The sequence below is a fragment of the Kitasatospora sp. NPDC032121 genome (assembly GCF_055580145.1).
Map to the genome: position 1 here is coordinate 223,405 of NZ_JBVILX010000005.1, position 18,395 is coordinate 241,799.

Annotated in this window: 13 protein-coding genes and 3 pseudogenes; 7 read left to right on the forward strand and 9 right to left on the reverse strand. The window is 70.8% G+C overall.

The features are described 5' to 3' along the window. Positions 1-46: 46 nt before the first annotated feature. Complete coding sequence (locus tag ACZ5OX_RS17110) at positions 47-2,767, reverse strand: AfsR/SARP family transcriptional regulator (RefSeq protein WP_465630617.1); 2,721 nt, start codon at positions 2,765-2,767, stop codon at positions 47-49. A 24-nt stretch (positions 2,768-2,791) separates the two neighbouring features. After that, on the reverse strand, positions 2,792-3,229 hold the full coding sequence (locus tag ACZ5OX_RS17115; protein WP_465630619.1) for a hypothetical protein: 438 nt from the start codon (positions 3,227-3,229) through the stop codon (positions 2,792-2,794). 638 nt (positions 3,230-3,867) lie between these two features. Between ACZ5OX_RS17115 and ACZ5OX_RS17120 the strand changes: the two are divergent. The 3 genes and pseudogenes from ACZ5OX_RS17120 to ACZ5OX_RS17130 all read left to right on the forward strand — a co-directional run. Continuing rightward, positions 3,868-4,008, forward strand: a pseudogene (locus ACZ5OX_RS17120) (exodeoxyribonuclease III); the annotation flags it as partial. A gap of 381 nt (positions 4,009-4,389) precedes the next feature. Next, positions 4,390-5,604: pseudogene (locus ACZ5OX_RS17125) on the forward strand (condensation domain-containing protein); the annotation flags it as partial. Between the two features lie 964 nt (positions 5,605-6,568). Then, positions 6,569-7,852, forward strand: a complete 1,284-nt coding sequence (locus tag ACZ5OX_RS17130) for a UDP-glucose dehydrogenase family protein (protein WP_465630621.1) — start codon at positions 6,569-6,571, stop codon at positions 7,850-7,852. Between the two features lie 259 nt (positions 7,853-8,111). Here ACZ5OX_RS17130 and ACZ5OX_RS17135 read toward each other — a convergent pair whose 3' ends face one another. From ACZ5OX_RS17135 to ACZ5OX_RS17145, 3 genes and pseudogenes are all read right to left on the reverse strand, one after another. Further along, on the reverse strand, positions 8,112-8,645 hold the full coding sequence (locus tag ACZ5OX_RS17135) for a hypothetical protein (protein ID WP_465630623.1): 534 nt from the start codon (positions 8,643-8,645) through the stop codon (positions 8,112-8,114). Between the two features lie 618 nt (positions 8,646-9,263). After that, positions 9,264-9,848: a hypothetical protein gene (locus ACZ5OX_RS17140; RefSeq protein WP_465630624.1), complete on the reverse strand. Its 585-nt coding sequence runs from the start codon at positions 9,846-9,848 to the stop codon at positions 9,264-9,266. Positions 9,849-10,131: 283 nt separating this feature from the next. Beyond that, a pseudogene (locus ACZ5OX_RS17145) lies at positions 10,132-10,601 on the reverse strand (DUF2269 family protein). Between the two features lie 274 nt (positions 10,602-10,875). Between ACZ5OX_RS17145 and ACZ5OX_RS17150 the strand changes: the two are divergent. The 4 genes from ACZ5OX_RS17150 (at position 10,876) to ACZ5OX_RS17165 (ending at position 14,042) form a co-directional block, all read left to right on the forward strand. Continuing rightward, a complete protein-coding gene (locus tag ACZ5OX_RS17150) occupies positions 10,876-11,829 on the forward strand; it encodes a GlxA family transcriptional regulator (RefSeq protein WP_465630626.1) in 954 nt (317 codons plus the stop codon). Between the two features lie 560 nt (positions 11,830-12,389). Next, on the forward strand, positions 12,390-13,070 hold the full coding sequence (locus ACZ5OX_RS17155) for a DJ-1/PfpI family protein (RefSeq protein WP_465630628.1): 681 nt from the start codon (positions 12,390-12,392) through the stop codon (positions 13,068-13,070). 46 nt (positions 13,071-13,116) lie between these two features. After that, the gene (locus ACZ5OX_RS17160) at positions 13,117-13,446 is read left to right on the forward strand and encodes a hypothetical protein (RefSeq protein ID WP_465630630.1); all 330 of its coding nucleotides are present in this window, start codon (positions 13,117-13,119) and stop codon (positions 13,444-13,446) included. Further along, entirely contained in the window at positions 13,446-14,042 is a 597-nt protein-coding gene (locus ACZ5OX_RS17165) for a DUF3159 domain-containing protein (RefSeq protein WP_465630885.1), read from the forward strand. Before ACZ5OX_RS17160 ends, ACZ5OX_RS17165 begins: the two co-directional genes overlap by 1 nt. Positions 14,043-14,322: 280 nt before the next feature. On the opposite strand, the gene ACZ5OX_RS17170 is transcribed toward ACZ5OX_RS17165, so the two are convergent. The 4 genes from ACZ5OX_RS17170 to ACZ5OX_RS17185 form a co-directional block, all read right to left on the reverse strand. Continuing rightward, complete coding sequence (locus ACZ5OX_RS17170; RefSeq protein WP_465630632.1) at positions 14,323-14,505, reverse strand: hypothetical protein; 183 nt, start codon at positions 14,503-14,505, stop codon at positions 14,323-14,325. 390 nt (positions 14,506-14,895) lie between these two features. Then, a complete protein-coding gene (locus ACZ5OX_RS17175; protein WP_465630633.1) occupies positions 14,896-16,266 on the reverse strand; it encodes an amidohydrolase family protein in 1,371 nt (456 codons plus the stop codon). Between the two features lie 82 nt (positions 16,267-16,348). Beyond that, entirely contained in the window at positions 16,349-17,275 is a 927-nt protein-coding gene (locus ACZ5OX_RS17180) for a DMT family transporter (RefSeq protein ID WP_465630634.1), read from the reverse strand. A gap of 219 nt (positions 17,276-17,494) precedes the next feature. Beyond that, a complete protein-coding gene (locus ACZ5OX_RS17185) occupies positions 17,495-18,373 on the reverse strand; it encodes an NAD-dependent epimerase/dehydratase family protein (protein WP_465630635.1) in 879 nt (292 codons plus the stop codon). Positions 18,374-18,395 lie beyond the last annotated feature (22 nt).

Consider the following 18,395-nt stretch of genomic DNA (forward strand, 5'->3'; position numbering starts at 1 on the left):
GCGCTGGCAGATCACTAACGAGCGCGGCGGCGGCGCTAACGCCCGGCTAACGCTCCCGGATCCTGGCGTGTGCCGCCGCGTGCCGGCGCCGTAGTTCGGGCAGTTCGTCCTGGTCGGCGATGTGCAGCAGGGCGTCGAGCGCCGTGACGGCGCCCGCGTCGTAGCCGGTCTGCTCGGCCTCAAGCGCGGCCTGCGCGAGGCAGCGCCGCCCGGCCACGGTGTCGCCGAGCCCGGCCAGCGCCTCGCCCTGCCAGGTACGCAGGAGCACGCGCCGGGCGACCGCCTCGTGCTCGGGGCCGAGGCCGAGCGCCACCTCGGCCGCCTCGTACGCCTGCCGGTGGCGGCCCGCGCCGAGGTGGATGCGGGCCAGGTGCTGGAGCGCGAGCATCCGGGTGTGCGCGTCGTCGGCCTCGGTGGCGAGGGCGAGGGCTCGGGTGCAGGCCGTTTCGGCGGCGCCGGGTTCGTCGTCGGGGAGGGCCGCGGCGAGGTTGACCAGGGCGGTGGCCTCGCCGAGTACGTCGCCTGCGCGGGCCGCGAGTTCGGGCGCGACGCGCAGGTGCCGGACGGCCTCGGCGGTGCGGCCCTCCTCGGCGAGCACCCAGCCGAGCAGGGTCAGGACGCGGGCCTCTGCATAGGGGTCGGCGCAGGCGCGGGCGTCGGCGAGGGCGGCCTCCAGGGTGGGCGCCCAGTCGGCGAGGACCCGCCAGACCACGAGCGGCCACTGGGTCACGGCGATCCGCCAGGCCCGCTCGGGCCGGTCCTCGGCGCGGGCCGCAGCGGCGATCAGGGCGAGGTCGTCGCGTTCGGCGGCGAACCAGCCGAGCGCCTCCTCGCGGCTGGTGAAGTCCAGTACTGCGGGCGGCTGTTGAAAGTCATGAGGCTGTACGAAGGCGGGCTCTCCACCCGGTTCCGCGGCCTCGGACGCGGACAGCGCGGTCGCCACGCAGTGGTCATACAGGCGCAGCCGGGCCGCGGTGCGGGCGGCCGGGTCATGGCTCTGGCCACGCGCATAGAGCCGGACCAGATCGTGCAGGACGTAGCAGCCGGGGGCGGTCTCGGTGAGCAGGTGCGCGGCGACCAGGCGGTCGAGGGCGCGGTCCGCATCCGGCGGGGTCGTGCCGGCGAGCGCGGCGGCGCTGAACCGGTCGACGTGTGTGCCCGGGTGGTGGCCGAGCGCGGTGAACAGCTGCGCTGCATCGGCGGGGAGGTGGGCGGTGGTGAGCCGCAGCGCGGAGGCGACGCCGATGTCCTCGACGGCGAGCAGCGCGAGCCGCTGGCGCTCGTCGGCGAGCCGGTCGGCGAGGGAGGCGAGGCCGAGGGCGGGGAGTTCCACGAGCCGAGCGGCGGCGACCCGCAGCGCGAGCGGCAGCCCACCGCACAACTCGGCCGTACGGCGGGCTGCTTGTGGCTCGGCGGCGGTGCGGTGCTCGCCGAGGAGACGGGTGAGCAGGGCCACGCTGTCATCGGTGGTGAGGACGTCGAGGGCGAGGACGCGGGCGGCGTCGGAGGCGACGAGACCGGTGAGGCGGGCACGGCTGGTGACGACGGTGACACAGCCGGGTCCCGTGGGCAGAAGCGGGCGCACCTGGGCGGAGGTACGGGCGTTGTCGAGGACGACGAGCAGGCGCAGTTCGGCGGTGAGCGAGCGGAACAGGGCACCGGCGGCGTCCGCCGACTCGGGCATCCGGCGCGGTGGAACGTCGAGAGCGACGAGGAACTCCCGCAGCAGCTCGCCCGGTTCGGGGTCCGAGGTGTCGCTGAACCCGCGCAGATCGGCGTAGAGCGTCCCATCGGGGAAGTCGGCGCGCCGGCTGGCGGCCCAGTGCACGGCCAGTGCGGTCTTGCCGACCCCGGCGGGCCCGGTGACCACGACGACCGGCCCGTCAGGTCCGGCCGCGGCCACGGTCAGCGCGGCGCTCTCGGCGGTGCGGCCGTAGAATCCGCGCGGGGTACGAGGCAGCAGATTGGGCCGGAACTGCACTGGCTCCAGGGAGGGTTGGGGCGCAACGGCCCGGGCCGCGGGTGCACTGTCGGGGCCGAGGGCGAGGGTGAAGGCGGCGGTCAGCTCGGCGCCCGGAGCGACGCCGAGCTCGTCGGCGAGGACCTGGCGGGCGCGGTGGTAGGCGTCCAGGGCCTCCGAGGAACGCCCCGCGTGATGCAGCGCCTCAACCAGCCGGGCGGCCAGCGGCTCGCGCAGCGGATGGGCCCCGGTCTCCGGCCGCAACAGCTGGACAGCGCGCTCGTGTTCACCGCCCACGACGTACGTGTCGGCGAGCAGCTCGACCGCTGCGAGCCGCGCCTCGTCCCAGGTGTGCGCGGCGGAGCGCAGCAGCGGCGACGGATAGGCGCCGGCCAGCGCGGGGCCCTGCCATAGGGCGAGCGCCTCGGTGAGCAGCGCGGCCCTGTCACCGGGGTCGGTGGCACGGCGGGCGAGCGCCACAAGCCCCTCGAAGCGGTGGGCGTCGAGTAGCGTCTCCGGAAGTTCCAGGTGGTACGCGGAGCCGCGCGTGCTCAGCTCGACGCCGTACGCCGATGCGTCGACGCCCGCCAACAGTGCCCGCAGGCGCGAGACATGGCCTTGGATCACGGTGCGGGCGTGCAGGGGGGGTTCGTCGTCCCACAGCGCCTCGGTGAGTGTGTCGACGGAGACCGCGACATTGGCCCGCAGCAACAACATCGCGAGCAGGCTACGCCGCTTGGCGGGCCCGAGCGGCAACGGCCCGTCGTTCCCGCTGACCGACACGGGGCCGAGGACCTGGAACTCCATGGACGGCACCCTATCTTCCGGGGGCTACTGGGGATCGGGACGTCGAACCGTACGGATACCGCGCTGCTCCGTCACCGACCAGGTCGGGCCGGTCGGCGGCGGAGGCGATGGGACGAGGGCGCAGGGCTCGGCGGTGAGGGCGGGCCGGAGGGCGGCGGCTTTGACGGACCGCGCCAGGTGGCGCACCCAGTGGGTTTCGTCGCCGTCTTCGTCGCGCCAGGACCAGAGCCGAGTGGTGGCGAGGTGGAGGGGGAGCCGGGCGGCGCCGATAACGCCGTGAAGTCGGGGAGCGATCCGGGCGATCTCTGCGGCGGAGGCGGATGCCTGGGTCTTTGCGGTGGTGATGTCCTCGACTCCCCGGGCCGGATCGGGGTCGCCGAGGGTGTGCAGCAACCGGGAGACCATCTCGCCGGTGGACGACGGAGGCGTCGGCTCGGCCGTGGTCAGCGTGTTCGACGTCATGCCGGGATGCTCGTTCCCCGCACGGCACGAGCGCCCACATTCACGGATATCCGTGAACCGATGCGGACGTCACGTCCGGAATTCCGCTACCGCGCCCGCGTGCGCCGGACCGACCCCAACGGCGGCGGCCGCAAGTCGGCTTCCTCCTCCGTCCCCACGGAGGAGGAAGCCGAGGCCTGGATCGCCCGCATGCAGCGGGCCGCGGCACGCGGCATCACCCCCAAGTTCCATCTCCGCGAAGATCGACGCCAACATCAGGAACATTGGCCGACCGGAACGCCTGGTCCACCTTCGCCCACACCATCGCGTCCCACTCGCCCTGCCGCTCGGTGAGCCACGGGCCCAGGTCCCGGCGCTTCCACGGGGTGATCTCCGGGAGACGTCCAGGTCCTCGAAGGACCCGACGATCTCCCACTCCTTCGCCAGCGCGTGCCTTGTCGCCGACTCCGCCTGTACCAGGTGCGAGACCTTGCCCTCGTCCCCGTGCGTGTCCGACACACGCGAACCCACTACCGCCCGAACCGGCGCCAAAGCCGTCATGATGCTCACAGGAGATCCCCTACCACCCAGGCCAGCGGACACCCTCGAACAGGCTATTCTCGAACAGGTGGACTCTTTTAGAAAAGGCGTCCATCCGCTGGAGAGTAGACCTAAGTGTTTGTACAAAAGGCCTCGCCGACAAGGCCGTAGAAGCCTACGTCGAACGCGCCGCATCCCATGCCGAACGGTGGAGCGACCACGCGCCAGTCACCGTCAAGTTCGACTTCAGCCATAACTGACCTATGGTCAAATACTCTTGATCAGCAGCCGTCGCCGAGCCGGGGCGACGCGGGGCGGTCGACGGTTGATTGAACCCCTTAACCCCAGTCAAGTGGTTTAACTAGTGTCGAAAGTCGAGGCCTTGATGTCTCGGCTTCTTTGTTACCAAACTGCTCTGATAACAAAGGGAGTTGAGGCTCACCGTGAACAGCGAGAGTCGACAGATCCCAAACCCCTCGCTCCAGAGTTGCAGCTGTTTGTAGCTGATCGTCAGATCGTGGCTCTCCAGGACTGTTTTCGCAGGCCAGTGCTCTGACGCAGCATCAAAAAGCTTGAGTAGAGCCATAGTGGCCACCCTTCGATGACTTGACAGTGATGATCACAGTGATATATCACATTGCATGACGCAGACACTCCAGGTTCCACTGGCATTGGCCCAGCGTTCAATCTGGCTGAGCGAGCAGGTGCAGCCGGGGACGGCGCGGTACGTCGAGTCCTTGGTCCACCGGCTCCGCGGGAGGGTCGACCGTGCGGCGGTCGGCGAAGCGCTGACCGCGCTGGTGGGCCGACACGAAGCGCTGAGGGCGACGTACCGGCTGGACGGCGAGGCTCTGTACCAGGCGGTCGGCGCGCCGGGCGCGGTGGCGGTCGAGGTGGCCGACGCCGTGAGCCATGAGGCGGCCGAGGCGTGGGCCCGCGAGTTCATCGCGGTCCCGATCGATCCGTCGGCCGGGCCGCTGCTGCGGGCGGCAGTGGTGCGTTGGACGGCCGAGGAGTCGCTCCTGGTACTCGCCTTCCACCATCTGGCCGTCGACGACTGGACCACCGACCTGCTCACCCGGGAGTTCGGTGCGCTCTACCGGGCCGCCCTGGTCGGGGGCACCGCCGATCTGCCGGCGCCCGCCGGACTGGATCCCACCGGTCCGGCGGCGGGGCTCTCGGACTCCGCCCGGACGTGGTGGCGGGAGTACCTCGACGGTGCTCCCGTACTGACCACACTGCCTTCCGACCGCCCCCGGCCCGAACGGCCGGGGAGCCGGGGCGCTCGGGTCAGCTTCGGTCTGCCGAACGAGCTACGCCGACTGGCCCGGAGCCTGCGGGTGACGCCCCAAGCCGTCCTTCTCGCTGCGGTCCGCGTCCTGCTGTTCCGCCACACCGGGCAGGAGGACCTGGTCGTGGGTGTGCCGTTCTCCGGACGGCCGCTGACCGGCTCGGTCGCGGCGGGGTGCCAGGTGGACCTCCTGCCGGTCCGGAGCCGCCTGCGCGGCTGCGACACCTTCGCGCAGGCGGCCCTGGAGGCAGCTGCCGCGCTCCGCGGCGCCGCCGCCCACGGCGACGTGGCGTTCGCCGACCTCGTCAGGGAGTTCGGTGGTGGTTCCGCACGCAACCACCAGGCGCTGTGCCAGCTCGTCGTGACGCTCGCCGAACGCCCCGAGCCGCTGGAGCTGACCGGTGTCACGGCCAAGCGAGTCCACCTGCACAACGGCACGGCGAAGTACGACCTCGCCGTCCACGTGGTGCCGGACGGCACCGGCCATTTGGGCTTCCTGGAGTACTCGACGGAGTTGTTCGACGAGGCCACCGCCGAGCGGTTCGCCGAGCACCTGGTCCGCCTACTCCGGTCCGCCGACGCGGTACGCCGCGAAGGCGTGCTCGACCTGGTGCTGGCGAACAAGACCGCCCGCCAAGCAGCGGCCAATCTGCGGCGGCTGGCTACCGGGTCCGTACTCCGAGGCAGCGGCGATCGTGCCGCCTGTACCGCGGCCGCCGACCACCTCGCCGCCCACGGCCCCGGCGTGACCACGGCCGCGGAACAGGCGGCCCGCGTACTCGTGGCCCAGTGGTCGGCCCCCAGTGGCACAACGCCGCTCGCGATCAAGGGACTCGCGGTCCGGCCCCTCTACCTCCGGGCCGACCTGCGGGACATGAACGACCTCGACCTGTGGCTGCCCGACGGGGAACGCGCCCACTCCCTGGCCCGCCACCTCTGCGCGGGCGGCCAGTACCGCTGCCACGCCGACGCCACCGTGTCCGCCGGTGCCGGTTCCGGGACCCTCGCGCTGTCCCCTGTCGGAACGGCGCTGCCCGCTCTCGACATCCAGTTCGGCGGCATCCCCGCCGGGCCCGCGCTGTGGGTCAACCCCGATCCCGGCCGCGCCACCCCGGCTCCGGGCGGCGGTTGGTCACTGCCCGATCCGACGGACAGCCTACTGATCCTGCTGGCCGGGATCGCCGACCGCGGCTGGGTGATCGGCAAGGACGTCAACGACGCCGTCCTGCTCCACGCCCGTACCCGGTCGGCCAGCCCGGGGCCGTACCCAGCCGCACTGCACCCGGCTGCGGCGGCACTCGGAGAAGCCGCAGCCCGGCTCCACCTCGTCCCGGCCGGCGCCCTGCTACCAGGCCTGCCCGAGCGCCGCACCACCGACCGCGACCGCCTGCCACTCGGCCGCCCCCGGGCACGCCGGCGCCTCGCCCCATCGCACGACCAGGAGAGAGAAACAGCACATGAAGGACTCCGCACCCATGCGAATCACCGTGATCGGAACCGGCTACCTCGGCATCACACACGCGGCGTGCATGGCCGATCTCGGCCACGAGGTCGTCGGGGTCGACATCGACCCGGTGAAGACGGCCCGCCTCGCCCGCGGCGAACTACCCATCTACGAACCCGGACTGGAACCGCTGCTCCGCAAACACGTGGAAACCGGTCGGCTCCGGTTCACCACCTCCTACCAGGAAGCCGCCGCCTTCGGTGAGGTCCACTTCATCTGTGTGGGGACGCCACAAGGCACCGACGACGGAGCGGCCGACACCTCCCAGGTCGAGTCCGCCGTCCGGTCAATCGCGCCGCACCTCACCTGCGGCGCCCTGCTCGTGGGCAAGTCCACCGTCCCGGTCGGCACCGCGGACCGGATGGCCATGTTGCTCGACGACCTCGCACCCGCCCAGGCCGCCCCCGAACTGGCGTGGAATCCCGAGTTCCTTCGCGAGGGCTTCGCGGTAGAGGACACCCTTCACCCCGACCGCCTGGTCTTCGGCGTCCGTTCGACACGGGCCGAAGACACGCTGCGCCGGGTCTTCGCGACAGCCATCGCCTCCGGCACCCCTGTGGTGACGACGGACTTCGCCACGGCGGAACTGGTGAAGACGGCCGCCAACGCCTTCCTCGCCACCAAGATCTCCTTCATCAACGCGATGGCAGAGGTCTGCGAGGCCACCGGCGCCGATGTCGTACTCCTCGCCGACGGCATCGGCCACGACGCCCGCATCGGCCGCCGCTTCCTGGACGCCGGCCTCGGGTTCGGCGGCGGATGCCTGCCCAAGGACATCCGCGCATTCCAGGCCAGGGCCCGGGAACTGGGGCTCGTGGAGTCGCTCGCCATCCTGCGCGAGGTGGACGCGGTCAACGGACGCCGCCGCCGACACGCAGTCGAGCTGGCCGCCGACCTGCTCGGCGGAGACCTCGCGGGCCGCCGAATCACCGTTCTGGGCGCATCGTTCAAGCCCGACTCGGACGACATCCGCGACTCGCCGGCACTGGCCGTGGCGGAAGGCCTCCACGCAGCCGGCGCGCTGGTCACGGTCCACGACCCCCAGGCGGCAGCGAACGCCTCGACCGAACACCCCGAGATCACGTGCACCGACGATCTGGTGCAGGCAGCCACCGCAGCGGAACTGGTGCTCCTCGCCACGCCGTGGCAGCAGTACCTGACGCTTGACCCGCGATGGCTCGCCGGTCTGGTGGACGCCCCTGTCATCCTCGACACCCGCAACGCGCTGGAGGCCGACCGGTGGCGTGCGGCCGGCTGGTCACACGTCGGCATGGGTGCCCACGGACGCGTCGCCGCAACCCGCCCCTGACCCCCTACGCGGCCGAGTCCTCGGCCTGCTCGGGCATGGCAGAGCAGCCAAGCCCGAGCAGGCCGAAACGATCCGATCGGACACACGCTCACGCTGAGTCGTTCGTCCTGCCTCGGCCTGCCCTGAAGGGTCCGGCCTGACATGTCATCCACTCTGACCAAGCGGCCAGCCCCCGAGGCGGCCGCCGCTGGCGCTGGCCGCGGCGACCGAGCACCAGGGCGCGGGGAGGGCGACGGGCGGCGTTGCGCGGCTCTGTCGGTCACGGCCGCTGGATGCCAGGCAGGACCACGCCGTCGTGCATGCGGGCGGGCAGCTCGCTCCAGTCTTGGAGGGCACCTTCGAGGAGGTTCTCGAACTGTCCCCTACCCTCGTGAGCCAGGAGGTCTCGCAGGCACGCGCAGTCCCGCATCACGGCACCGCCGGTGAAGCAGACGAAGATCCCGGCCACTTGGAGCCCCCGTGCGGCGACAGCGATCTCCTGTCCGAACGGCAGCGGCACCCGGGCGGCCAGTTCCCGCGCGAAAGTCTGCTCGATCCGGGGCCGCCCCAGTGCGGCCAGCAGCCTGCCCACGAGGTTGCCGAGCATGCCGTGCAGCGACTTCTTCCCGTCCAGGAGTGCGCGGGCGAGCGTCGCGAGCGTCTCGCAGCCCCTTCCCCGGTGGCGTTCGACGAGGGCGTTCCAGGTGGTGTCGCTCACGTGTCGCAGCGCCTGAGTGGCGATGGTGTCTGCGCCGCCCGCCGCCACGAGTTCGACGCACACCCGGGCGGCGCTGTCCGTCTCGGCGCGGCTCACGACCCGCGGAGGACTCGGAGCCGGACGGGAGGTGGTGCGCTGGGCCGGGATCCGGGGTGTCCTCGACGACGGTGTGGGCCGCGCGCCCGATGACGGGCGGTTCACTGTGGAACTGGGCCGGCGGGGCCTTCGGACGGCCGACCTCGCAGGTGCGCCGCTCGCTGCCCACCTGCGTGGGGACGGCTCAGTGGGTCGCGGGCCGGCAGGGAGACCTTGGTGCAGATGGCAGCGGAGTCCGGGGTGGGAGACCCGGTTCCTGCAGAGCTTCTTGTCCTTCTTCATCGCACGGCACCTGTTGACCATCCGCAGAGAGTGACCAATCTGGCACCTGCGGGAAAGTGGGCGGGGGCTCCACCGGTTTGAACGAGCCATCCTGGGCGGCCCTGCGACCTCCTGGGTCGGGCGTTCTACGACCTTGGAACAGCTCATGTGCGGACTGCTGCCGCAGAAGGATGCCCCGATCCGTTCGACCGCCCGTTCGCCCTGCGCCGCCACGCCGGGAAGGGGCCGAGCACCGTCTCGAGCCCGGGAAGTCCCTGACAGCTCCTCCGCCCACCGCCAGCGGCGGGCGGAGGTACTTGCGCACCTCGGCCCGCCGCCCTATTCGGACCCTGCCGTTCAGCGGCGGAAACGGCGGTGGGGGTCTCGGGCCTTGACGTTCCCGAACGGTTCGAACCATGCCTGCGCGCGCAGGTCGCCCACGCCGAGCTGGCGGTTGACCTCGCCGTCGGGGTCCTCGATGCCGTCGAAGCGGGAGCTGTAGAGCATGAGGACGTCGGTGTCCTGGAAGAACATGTCCGTGCAGGCGTCGAAGTCGTAGTCGTCGCGGTGGACCGGCAGTGTGCTGTGCGTGCCGTGCCCGGTGCTGTCGGAGTCGTCCCCGAGCTCGTCGGCGCTGTCGCCGGCGTCGGCGATGGCGAGGTGCAGGACGAGTTCCTCGGCGGTGCAGGTAGGCCGTGGCCAGTGGCCTCGTTCGAGGTCGTCGGCGAGATCGTCGGCGGCGCGGGCGAAGCGGCGCCGCCACTGGAGGTCGGTGGCGAAGGTCAGCTTCGGCAGCCGCGGGAACACCCCCCAATTGCCCTCGTGCTTGCCCGGTACAAGGTGCCCGTCACCGAGTTCCTCGGCGTCCTCGTACGCCTCATCGGCCAGCAGCGACAGTGCGGTGTGGAGGAGGTCGGCCCTGCGGGGAGTCAGCTGCCACAAGCAGCGCTCGTCCTCGCACTCCGGGTCCTCGCAGTGCGGAGGCTCCACAGGGAAGAGCGCTGCGAAATCGGGAAGTTCTTCCCCACGGCCGCGCTCAGAGGATTCCCCGGCCTTGGCGGCACGCGGGCCGGGGCCGAAGTCCGCCACCACCGGCTCCGCACTCCACGCGGCGACCTCGTCGCCCTTGTTCCGCCGCAGCAGAGAGATATGGCTGCGTTCGGTCAAGAGCGTGGCGAGGGTGATCAGTTCGATCGCTGCGCAGATGCGCAGTGGTTTACGTCTCTCAAGCTCCGGTGGTCGAGCCGGGACGGACGATCATCAGGACCGTGACCGTGGCCCACAGGAGGTTGAAGACCCCGGTGAACATTGCCAGTCGAGCTGTGGCTGCCCGGTCGGGCCGGGGCTCGGTCCTCGTTTCGGCGAGGGCGGTGAGGATGGAGTGCTGGCGGGCAGCACCAACACGCCCAGCACCAAGGCTGCGACGGCCGTCAGGGCGATGGAGGTGATCAGCCAGGGGCTGCCCAGGACGTGCATCAGGCTGGCAGTGGCGAATCCGAACACGGGGACGGCGAGTCCGATCTGCGCGTAGACCCGGCAGATCCGGTGCAGGACCCGCACCCCCGCGAGGGTGTCGTCGCCTGGGGATGAGGTGGCTCGGCGGACTGCCGCGGGGAACATGCTGGCAGCGACGGTCACGGGGCCGATGGTGATGACGGCAGCCAAGACGTGGAGAGCGAGTACAAGCTTGGTCATCAGGCCGCGCCCTCACCGTGACACGGAGGGGCGTCGGGGAAGGAACAAAGGGGCAGAGTTGGCATCTCGGTACGCCTTCTCGCGTGCTGGGGCGGAAGCGGTGAAGCCCTGATGGAGGGACTACCGACATCGGAGCCTAGGAACCGGGAACCACCGACTCCCAGTGGCTGAAATGACAGAATTCACCGAATTCTCGCCAGCCCTCTGACCTGTGCCATCGTGAACCGTAGGAGAGAGGGACCGTGGTTCCGCCCGGAATTCTGAGGAGTCGTAGGTGCACACCGTCGCGGTTCTGGCACTCGACCAGGTCATCCCGTTCGACCTGTCCACGCCCTTGGAGGTGTTCGCCCGGGTCCGGCTGCCGGACGGACGCCGCCCCTACCAGGTGCGCGTGTGCGGACCCAGTGCGCAGATCCCGGCCGCCGGATTCATGATCACCGCCCCGTGGGGACTGGAGGGGCTGGCCGACGCCGACACCGTGATCGTTCCCGGTCGTGCGGAGGGCGCGCCCCCGCCGAGTGAGGAAGTGCTGGAGGCGTTGCGCGCAGCGGCGGCCCGAGGCACCAGGATCGCCTCGATCTGTGTCGGCGCCTTCGACCTCGCCCTGACCGGACTGCTCGACGGACTGGCGGCGACCACGCACTGGGTTGCCGCCCCCGATCTGGCCCGATGCTTCCCCGCGGTCGAGGTCCGCCCCGACGTTCTCTACGTCGACAACGGGCAGCTGCTCACCTCCGCGGGTGCCTCGGCGGGGCTGGACCTGTGCCTGCACATGATCCGCCGCGACTTCGGCTCCGCGGTGGCTGCCGATGCGGCCCGATTGGCGGTCACCCCGCTGGAACGCGAAGGGGGCCAGGCCCAGTTCATCGTCCACCGCCAGCCACCGGTCCCACAGGGCTCCACACTCGAACCGGTGCTCGCCTGGATGGAGGAGCACCTCGGTGAGGAGCTGGCGCTCGACCTCATAGCCCAGCGCAGCGGCATGAGCGGGCGCACCTTCAGCCGTCGGTTTCGTGAGCAGACCGGCACTACGCCGCTGCAATGGCTGCTGCGGGCCCGAATCCGGCGGGCGCAGTTCCTCCTGGAGAACACCGACCACACCATCGACCGCATCGCCGACCAGGCCGGTTTCGGTTCCCCGACTGCCTTCCGCGAGCGCTTCAAGCGGGTCGCCGGCACCACGCCGCAGAGCTACCGCGTTACCTTCCGCAGCAGCGAGCACGCCTGAGGAGCTCCGCCTCGAACGGTGGTGGATCGCTGCGGACGCCTCCGTCCGACGCTTCCCGCAGATCGAGGTACGCCCCGACGTGCTCCGCGTCGACATTGGGCAGTTGCTCACTTCCGCCGGTGCGCCGGCCCGGCTGTGGGGGATGAGCGAGCGTACGTTGGGCCGTCGCTTCCAGCAGCAGACCACCACCACGCTGCGGCGACTGCAGTGGGCGCCGTGTCCAAAGGGTGCAGTGCCTGCTGGAGAACCCCCAACCGTACCGTGGGGCGGATTTCGGGTCAGGCCGGCTTCGGGGCGCCCATCGCCTTCCGCGAGCAGTTCACGTGCGTCATAGGGACCACCCCCGTATGGCCGTCGCGGCGTGCTCCGCGGTCCAGGAACGGGGCGAGTGGGGCCGGACGCGGCCGGCCGACGAGCGGCTTCGAGCGGCGGCGTACGGCTCGTGGCGAGATTCCGTTGGAATGTGTCATTCGAGCCCATCTTCGCTGTGCGCGCCGGCTCCTAGCATCGAGGTGAAGCCGGTGATCGCCGGCTCCTGCTCTACTGAAAGGGGCATTCATATGCACGTCCAGATCGTGTTGTTCGACGGGTTCGACCCGCTTGACGCCATCGCGCCGTTCGAGGTCCTCCACGCCGGCGGCACCGCCTCCGGGGGCGCCGTCACCGTGGAGCTGGTCAGCGCCGAGGGCCCGCGGGAGGTCGTCAGCGGCACCGGCGGCCTGTCGCTGCGCACCACCGGTACCTTCGACCCCCGTCGTCCCGGCATCGTCCTCGTCCCCGGCGCCTCCGGGCGCGTCGGCGACCCCGGCGACACCTCGGGCCTCGAAGACGACGGTACGCAGGAGGACGCCATCCCGGTCCGGCTGGCCCGCACGCTGGACACCGAGCTGCCGGTGCTGCTCAAGGCCGCCATGGCGGACACGCGGATCACCGTGGCGACGGTCTGCGGCGGCTCGCTCGTCCTGGCCATGGCCGGCCTCCTCCAAGGCCGCCACGCCACCACCCACCACCTGGGCCTGGACCTGCTCGACGCGACCGGCGTCCACGCCGTACACGCGCGCGTCGTCGACGACGGCGACCTGGTCACCGCCGCCGGGGTCACCTCCGGCCTCGACCTCGGCCTGTACCTGCTGGAGCGCGAAGTGGGTCCGCAGATCGCCCACGCGGTGGAGCAGCTGTTCGCCCATGAGCGCCGCGGCATCACCTGGCGCCCCGACGGGCTCGAGCCCGCCGCTTTCTGAGCGTCTCGCACCGCCCCGCACGTCACGAGCAAGGAAGCGTCACTTCATGTCCACTGAAATCGAAGGTGTTTGGGACCTGACCATCGTCACGCCCATCGGACGGGTGCACCCCGTCATCGAACTGCGCACGGAGAACGGGCTGCTGGTCGGCACCGCCCACGGCGCGGGCGAGAACCTGCCCCTGCGCGACATCGCCCTCGACGGCGACCGACTGACCTGGAAGCAGTCCATCGCCCGCCCACTGCGCCTCGACCTGGCCTTTGCCGTCGCCATCGAAGGCGACACGCTCACCGGCACCTCCAAGGCCGGTCGTCTCCCGTCCTCAAAGGTCACCGGCCGACGTCGCTGCGACGATGCCGCCGAGCCGTCGCGATGATGTCGCCACGCGCCACGTCCGCGGTCACTGCCGCGGCCGGGGCACCCACCCTGGTGTTCCTGGCCGCAAACGGGATCGGCGGTCTGCGGCCCACATCGGTCGCCGCAACGGTGGCTGCCGTGCTCGTCCTCGCGTGGCGGCTGCGCGCCCGGCGGCAGATCGGGCACGCGGTCGTCGGCGCCGTGCTGGCGACAGCGTGCGCGGCCGCAGCCGCCTGGACGGGACAGGCGCGGGGGTTCTTCCTGGTCCCCATGCTGATCCCGGCCGTGGCCACGGCGGCATGCCTGCTGTCCCTTGCAGCCGACCGCCCCCTGGCCGGTCTGGTCGCGAACAGGATCGTGGGCGGCCCACCCGAGTGGCGCTCGCACCGGGTACTGCACCGCTTCTACGCGGCGACCACGGTGGTGCTCGCCCTCGTGAGCGTTGTGAGCCTGGTCGCGCAGGTGGCACTGTATCGCTGGAGCGAGGTCGCCTGGCTGGGGCTCCTCCACATCCTCATGGGACCGATGTGGGCCGCCGTCACAGCACTGTCGATACTGCTGTCCCGCAGGACGGTCACCCGCCAGCCGAACGCCGCTGAGTCCGACGACTGCTGACGGCCGACCGGATCAGCCGCCCCGCGCCACACATCGCTCTGGTCGAGGTGGCTGATGCGACACGCTCACGCGCCCGGTCTTGGGGGGCGGATGACAGGCAAGTCGGGGGGAACGCGGTGGCTGAGCGACGCTGCAGCACGAGCGGTACCGGCACCTGCGCCGAGACGTTCGAGGCCACCGCAGCGGCCCGTAGTCTCGGCCGCTGCTCTCTCGGTGATATGTCGCTCGACCACGTCGATCAGGACGGCGGTCTTGGCGTCGAACTCCTCGTTGTCCGGGCTCATCCGATCCAGTTCTCGCACAACACCTCGGCGCCATGGTGTACCTGCCGGGCGCCGGCCATCGCGTCGGCGAGGTCGGGCACCTCCTGCCGGATCCAGGGATAGACGAATTCATCCTCCAGGTAGGTGTGAACCGTCAGGGCCTCGATGATCCGCTCGGCCGTATCCCCCCGTTCCCGCACCGGTCCTGTAGCCGGTCATCGCAGTAGCGAGACCTCAGGGCGTAGGAGTGGAGCCTCGGAGGTCTGGTGGGTGTCGCCGGCTGATGTCTGGCTGATCTCGGAACGGCACGTGCGGCACTTCGCGCGGGTCGTCCGGGTCCAGGACCCAATGTGGGTTCTGGACCTATATGAACACCCTGGCGGCTGCGGAGCTCCCGTGGTGAGGCTGTCTTGGAGTGACGGACCTCTTCCACGGAAGCTCCGCTGCTGCGCCCTCTGGCTTTCACCCGTAGGCTCCACGCCTGACTGAACGGCGTTGTGGCCAGAACAGGGCCTTCTCATATTGATTGCGCGAGTGTGTGACACGGGCCCGCAGCCCCGCGCCACGGGGGCGTCGGCTACTTGGTCGGCTCAGGCCGGGAGCGGGAGACCGGCGGCGTGGAAGAGCCGGTCACGGGAGGCCGCGGCCTCGTCGAAGACGGTGTCGCCTCCCTTGAGCACACCGTTCTCCTTGAGGACGTCGCCGGCCACCACGACGAGGTCGACATTGCCGGCGTGGCCGCCCGCGACGATCGTGGCCGCAACGTCCGTGGCGGGCAGCATGTTGGCGTGATCGAGGCGGATCATGATCAGGTCTGCCTCCTTGCCCGGGGTCAGGCTGCCGGTGCGGTCGTCGATCCCCGCGGCCCGTGCGCCTTCGATGGTCGCGAAGGACAGCAGGTCGGCGGCGTCGAACGTGGGCAGGCCGGGAGCACGGTCCATGGGCCCGGCCGCACCGGCGAGGATCAGCTGCTGGTAGGCGAGGGTCGCCCGCATGACGCCGAACATGTCACCGCTCACGATCGTCTCGGTGTCCACACTGAGACTCGGGCGGACACCGGCGGCCAGCAGCCGGTTGGTGGCCGGCTGGCCCAGGCCCGGCATGAAGACCTCCAGGGCGCCGGCCACGGACGCGGTGGCACCGCGTGCGGCCACCATTCTCAGCTCCTCGTCGGTCGACGTGCACAGGTGAATGAACGTCATGTCGGAAGCGAGCAGCCCGGCCTCCTCCAGCTGACGTACGGCCTGCTGCTGCGCCCCCCACTCGCCGAGGCCCACGTGCATGCTGATGCGCAGGCCCAGTTCACGGGCGAGCCGGATGTCGCGCTCGGACACATCGGGGGTGGACAGCTCCGGTCCGCGGAGCATCGCGTTGAGGGTCACCCGCGCCGAGTCGTCGGAGAGCACCTCGTTGCGGATGCGCCGAATGTCGTCGGGGTGGCTGCGGTCACTGCCGAACTGCCACTGCTCTGCCTCCGTCGACGGCCAGCCGTGGTCGAAGACTGCTCGAATGCCCGACTCCCAGTGCGCTGCGATCGCCGCGTCCGAGTGCTCGGGGCTGTTGCTGATGTGCGACTCGTCCCGCACGGTCGTCACCCCGGAGTCGAGGGACATCAGGTCCGCCGCCAGGTTGCCGATGTGTACGTCCTGAGGATCGAAGTACTGTCCGAGGCCGATCTGCACCTGGCTGCGGTACTCCTGGTAGGTCCAGGCGGGGCCGAGATTGCGCAGCGCCCCCTGCCAGTTGTGGCGGTGGGTGTCAATGAAACCGGGCAGTACGACGTTGCCTGCGCCGTTGATGACCCTGGCCCGGTCGTCGGACAGGTCCCGGCCGATTTCGAGGATCCTGCCGTCAGCGACGAGGACGTCGCCCACGAAGTTGCCGAGCTTGTCGTCCTGCGTGATCAGGTACGCGCCCTTGATCAGGATGCGTTCCTTGTCCTTCGGCTGGTTCTGGGACACCTGGGGTTCCTTTCGTGCCGTGGCGGCACTGTCTTGCTTTTCCATCGAGAGAGGGACGGTGGGGTCCGGGTGCGGACGTGGATCACTTCGTATCGGTGCCACGCGGGCGCCGGGAGGCGATCCCGACGGCGCCGAACGTGAGCAGCGCACCGAGGACGGTGAGGACGGAGGGGGACTGACCGCCCGAAGGGACCAGGAAGTCCAGGGCGATCGAACTGGCGAGCTGCCCCGCGATGGAGGCCATGCTCAGCAGCAGGACACCGATCCGGCGTACCAGGAACGCCGAGGCACCGATGAACACCACGCCGCACAGACCACCGAGGTAGACCCACCAACTGGTGGGCAGGGGGTGCCCCGAGGTCCCTTGCACGAGTGTTTTGACCCCCCATGCCGCACCGAGGAACACGGCACCGACAAGGAAGTTGAGCCAGGTCGCTGCGAGCGGCGAGCCTGACGCGGCCGTCGTCGCTCCGTTCAGGGCCTGCTGCACACCGAGGAGGAAGCCTGCGGCGATGGTGGCGAGGGCCGGCAGGATGATCGTGGCCGGTGCGAGGTTGTCGGCGAAACGGGGTAGGGCGGACACGACTGCGGCCACCAGGATGAGGGCCGCTCCCGTGAGTCGGGCGGCGCCTGGGCGCCGCCGCAGGCCACCGCCGATCCCCCGGCTGTCCACGATCAGACCACCAAAGGTCTGGCCGGCGATGGCCGACACTGTGAATACGGCAACTCCGGTCACCAGCGCGGCGGTGGACTGGGCCAGGGCGAAAGTGCCGCCGAGCACACCGGCCAGCAGGTACCGGCGAGGGAGCCGACCATCTTGTGAAGCGCCGGCCAGGCGCCGCAGCGCGCCGCGCAGTCCGGTGGAGAAGAGCGCGAGGAGAGACAGCAGGACCAGTCCGCCCGAGAAGCTGATCGCCGCCGCAGCGATGCCGTCGTCGAGGCGCTGGCTCAGCTCGCCGTTGAGACGGGCCTGTACCGGCACCACCATGCCGGTGGCGATGGCTGCCACGACGGCCAGCGAGCCGGTGCGGGGCACGGATGGGCGGGACTGTCCCGCCGACTGGGGGCCGGGCCCGGCAGGACGGCGATGAACCGACCCGGTTGGAGCGGTGGGAGTACTCATGTCGAAGTTCCTCAAGAAGGGTTGCGGCCGGGCAGATCTCGGCCGGCCCGGCCGCCGGCGGCCGCTCGGGCCCCGCCTGCGGCGGTGCCCGGGGCGCGGGTTGTCTCAGAAGTCGGTACGCGCGATGTCGTCGAGGACCGACGGTCCCGTGGGGTCCCAGCCCAGGACACGCCGGGCCGTGTCGCCCGAAGCCTGCTGGTCGAGGAGAAGGGCCTCGCCGAGCAGGCCGAGCCGGTCGAGCGTCTCCACGACAGGTTCGGGCTCGACGCGTCCGGCCAGGCCGACAGAGCGGCTCACCGCTTCGGTGATCTCCCGCACGGTCGGGTTCGCACCGCTGGCGCCGAGGAAGTACGAACCGGCCGGGGCCTTCTCGAGCGCGAGCACGTAGAGCTCGGCCAGGTCGTCCACGTGCACGGTGCTCCAGTGCTGCTCACCGGAACCGATCATGGTGAGCGCCGGGGTGTTGCCGGCGGTTCGAGGACCGGCGGCGACGAGGTTCATCAGACCGCCGCCGTGGCCGTACACCACTGCAGGCGCAATGATCGAGGTCCGGACGCCCTGCGCGTCGCGCACGAGCTCGGCGATCGGCACCCGCCAGGCGGTCAGCCGCGGGGGGTTCATTCCCGACGATTCGGTGATCGCCGAGCCGCTGCCGTGCAGCCAGACGCCGGTGGTGTGCACGAACGGCCGGTCCGTGTTCCGAAGCGCGCGCAGGAAGCTGGTGACGGCCACCTCGTCGACGGCCATGCTGGTCTCGTCGCCCGGCGACGCCAGGTGGATCACGCTCTCGCTCGCAGTCGCGAGTGCCTCCAGGGCGTCGCCGTCCGCCAGGTCGGCGACCGCAGGTTCGGCGCCCTTGGCCCGCACCAGCTCGGCCTTCTCGGCTGAGCGGACCAGGGCGGTGACCTGGTGGCCACCGGAGATGAGCCGGTCGAGCACCGCGGCTCCGATGTAGCCGGTGCCGCCGGTGAGCAGTACACGCATGGTCTTCCTCTTTCACTGACGT